The organism is Methanosarcinales archaeon (assembly GCA_014859725.1).
GTDB lineage: Archaea > Halobacteriota > Methanosarcinia > Methanosarcinales > Methanocomedenaceae > Kmv04.
On the sequence record JACUTQ010000194.1, the window covers coordinates 1 to 3,736 of the forward strand.

A 3,736-nucleotide genomic window follows, 5' to 3' on the forward strand; every position below is an offset into this window, starting at 1 on the left:
GTCACAGAAGTGCCAAAAAAATTAAGGGATTTAGATGAAAAACTAGGATTGGATATATTCCCTAAAAAGCAGAGTTAAGGTTATAACTTTGTAATATCTAAAATCTGTGATGATAAAATCAAGTAAATTAGAATTAAAACTGGTGGTTCCAAAAAAGTTGCGGCGGCACACCAACCGCAGCAGAGCTGCAGGGTATAGTTATTAAGATTATTTAGATAAGCTCAATTGATTATGAAAGATGTAATCTTATATCTAATGACTCAATATTATACAGAAGATTAATATAATGCACAATCGGTGATCATATTCCAACTATCAATGTAAACGGCATCGACCTTTATTATGAAAAAAAAGGAACCGGAAAACCCATGTATGTACTACATGCAGGTCCTGGTTTTGACCATAGATATTTTGGGCGGTCCCTTGCAGATTTGGAAAAAATCCGTGAACTCTATTACATTGATTTCAGGGGTCATGGTAAGTCTTCAAAAGCTGATAAGTTAACTTATACATTCGAGACTTTTCCTAATGACATCGAAGCATTAAGAGAGGAGATGGGACACAAATCAATAGATATCCTGGGCCATTCCATGGGTGGTTTTGTAGGTTTATTATATTCACTTCAATTTTCACACAATCTTGACTCATTGATAGTGGTGGGAACTGTGGCAAAAATGTCAGGAATAACAGGACATAATACAGTAAAAGTCAAATTGAAGTATTTAGCCTTAAAAAATAATCTGCAATACAGGATCCATAAAATCCTTGATATAGATGCCTTTGCCAGGGATATCCTATTAACCAGCTGGCCTGTATATGTGCATGAAAATCTGCGTCAGGTTTATTCTGATTACATTAATTCCATAAATGATCTCACGATTTTTTTTGATATGCAAAATGAACTGGCAGCTTTCGATGTAAGTGATAAGCTTGACAAAATCCGAACACCTACTCTTGTGATCTTTGGTGAAAATGATGCTTTTCTAAAGAGCGGCAGGTCCCTGAAAGCCATCAGGAATTCAAGATTTTCGGTGATACCTTCAGCAAAACATTTCCCTTTCCTTGAAGATGAAAAGAATTTCAATATCGTTGTAAGGGAATTCCTGACTGGAAAGATACAATAATTTTTTTGTGATAGTTACTAATTTTCAATTTAGTGGGGTTATGTTCCACGTTTCACAACCATCCATTTGGCCCCGGTATCAATAAGCATGTCAGCCTTCCCGAATATCCCGGGATCCTCTCATGAGGGTCAGTTCATGGTTGTTGGGCAGAACTACCCTGGCTTTTTGGATAAAAATCATCAATGCTTACATAACGCAAATGAGGTGATATCGATGAGTTTGGCTTTGTTGGCGGCTTCTGGTTCTCGACTGAACTGATGAAACCTTCTTCATCAGGTCTTACTATTTCCGTCTACATAGAATATCCTGTCAGGATTTAAAGCTCCTAATCCGATAACTTTAGCTTCATTTGAATTCATAGACAGTATTACATCCAGCGTTGGCATCTATAAAACTTTATATATAATACAGGATTGAAAAACTCAATAATGTGATATTCATGAACCGGCAACAAATTGTCCCGCTTATAGAAGATCCTGTGGGGATTTTATCGAAAATTCCTATGGATATTTTGGAAAGGGTGTATGCAGGAACATCTACAAAAGAGGATGCACTGGTATTAATTCAATGTGAACCCCAGGTTATTTTTAAGTTTGCTGATTATTTAAGAACCGATCTGGTCGGTAATGTTGTTACTTATATTGTAAATAGGAATATCAATTTTTCAGATCAGTGTATAGGAACCTGTAGTTTCTGTGCTTTTAAAGACTATTCCGGATTCAGATTAACTACCCAGGAAATTGTGGAAAAATCAACAAAAGCCATCTTACAGGGAGCAACTGAGGTCTGCATCCAGGGGGCGCTGATGGATGATATGTTCCTTGAGGATTATTGTGAGATTCTTGAAGGTATTAAATCCAGGTTTCCTCAATTACACATACATGCTTTTTCTCCAATGGAAGTGTTTCACATGTCACGTAACAGCGGCATTAAGGTTGAAGAAGCTCTGGAAGTATTGAAACATGCAGGATTAGATACCATGCCTGGTACTGCTGCTGAAATACTGTCTGATAGGGTACGAAGGGAAATATGTCCTGAAAAGATTACATCGTCCCAGTGGATAGATGTGGTCAGAGCCGCCCACAATACTGGCATACCCAGTACTGCTACAATGATGTATGGACATATTGAGACCATGGAGGAGAGGATCGAACATATTCTGCTTATCAGAGATCTGCAGATTGAAACCGGAGGTTTTACAGAATTCGTACCCCTGCCGTTCATGCCTTATAACAACCCGCTGGGCGAGAGATTATTGGCAGAGGGACAATATGCCACCACTGGGGTAGAGGATCTTATGGTACATGCCCTTGCCAGGATTTTGCTGTACCCATATGTGAAAAATATACAGGCCAGTTGGGTTAAGCTGGGGAAAAAACTGGCTCAGTATGCGCTGTTCTGTGGTGTCAATGACCTGGGCGGGACGCTGATGGAAGAAAAGATATCAAAGAGTGCTGGGGCAGTAAATGGTGAATATATGCCTCCGGATGAGTTTGAGTGGATTATTAAGGGAGCAGGGAAGGAGCCTGTGCAAAGGGATACAATGTATCGACGTGTTACTTCTACCTGAATTTCGAGTTCTTTAGTAATTATGTTTAACTAATTTTCTTAAAAACAGCTTTTCTATTTCTATTACTATTGTCATATTGTATGCCCATCCTGATCTGCTACGCCTGCTCTTGTGGTGTGGGGGGCTGGCAGGCGCTTTTCGATTGATCTAAATGTCCGGTGGTTGGGTATTGTATAACTTCCCCTGCCACCAATGCCCGATAGGGCAGCACGGTGGCAGCCAACCTTGTGGATGGGGTGCGTCGCTGGTGGTAGACATCATAAAAATTACATGAGTTAAGTAGAAAAAATTAAGTGACAAGAGAACCCATACGGTTGGGAGGTCATCACAAATGAGGAACGAAAAAATATTCTGGATTTTCGGGATTCTCCAGAGTATTTCATTAGGAACAATAATTTATCTGGTTTTCAGATCATTGAATATAATTAATGAAGTTGAAGTAATCGGATTAGATACTCAAATTTTGTTAAGTATTTTATTTCCGGTATTTCTATTGATAGTTGAATACTTAATTTATTCAAAGGAATAAGGTAATCGCTGGCAATACGCGCAGCGGTCACGGGATACGAGGAAGAATACGATGAAAGCTGGAAATGAAAAAATACAGCCGGATAAGAAGGGTTTTAGGTTTGCAGATCACCCCTGGATATCCCTGATCCTCTTTATGTTCTTCTCAGTCCTTTCCATTGTCCTCACAATCATTGTGTATTTTGGGATATTTGATTTACCCCGTGACTCAAAAGCTGTTTATTTTATTCAATCGATGTCATACCACATCCTGACCCTGTTCGTGATCGTTCCTTTTATCCTGCACCTTCCCAGGGGGAAAAGGACATTCAGAGAATATCTGGACGACATCAGGTTGAGCAATTTTAGCCCCTTCACCCGGCTTTTGGCCCTGTCCCTGTCCTGTTACCTTATTCTGGCACTGTGCCAGGGCACCGGGTCAATGGTGTATCGGTTCTTTGAAGGGGAGCCCGTCAACTGGACGTTCGTCATGTCCGTGTTCGACTTCTCTGGCGACTTACCTCCGGGATCACCG

The 3,736-nt window shown here is 40.0% G+C and carries 4 protein-coding genes; all 4 read left to right on the plus strand.

All coding sequences use genetic code 11. The features are described 5' to 3' along the window. Positions 1 to 368: 368 nt before the first annotated feature. Entirely contained in the window at positions 369 to 1,124 is a 756-nt protein-coding gene (locus IBX40_11885) for an alpha/beta hydrolase (GenBank protein ID MBE0525011.1), read from the plus strand. Between the two features lie 484 nt (positions 1,125 to 1,608). After that, positions 1,609 to 2,694: a 5-amino-6-(D-ribitylamino)uracil--L-tyrosine 4-hydroxyphenyl transferase CofH gene (gene cofH, locus IBX40_11890; protein ID MBE0525012.1), complete on the plus strand. Its 1,086-nt coding sequence runs from the start codon at positions 1,609 to 1,611 to the stop codon at positions 2,692 to 2,694. Positions 2,695 to 3,025: 331 nt separating this feature from the next. Next, positions 3,026 to 3,223 carry a hypothetical protein gene (locus tag IBX40_11895; protein ID MBE0525013.1) on the plus strand — a complete coding sequence of 66 codons (198 nt, stop codon included), beginning with the start codon at positions 3,026 to 3,028 and terminating at the stop codon, positions 3,221 to 3,223. A 51-nt stretch (positions 3,224 to 3,274) separates the two neighbouring features. Then, the coding region (locus tag IBX40_11900) for a hypothetical protein (protein ID MBE0525014.1) at positions 3,275 to 3,736 on the plus strand (462 nt) is incomplete at its 3' end.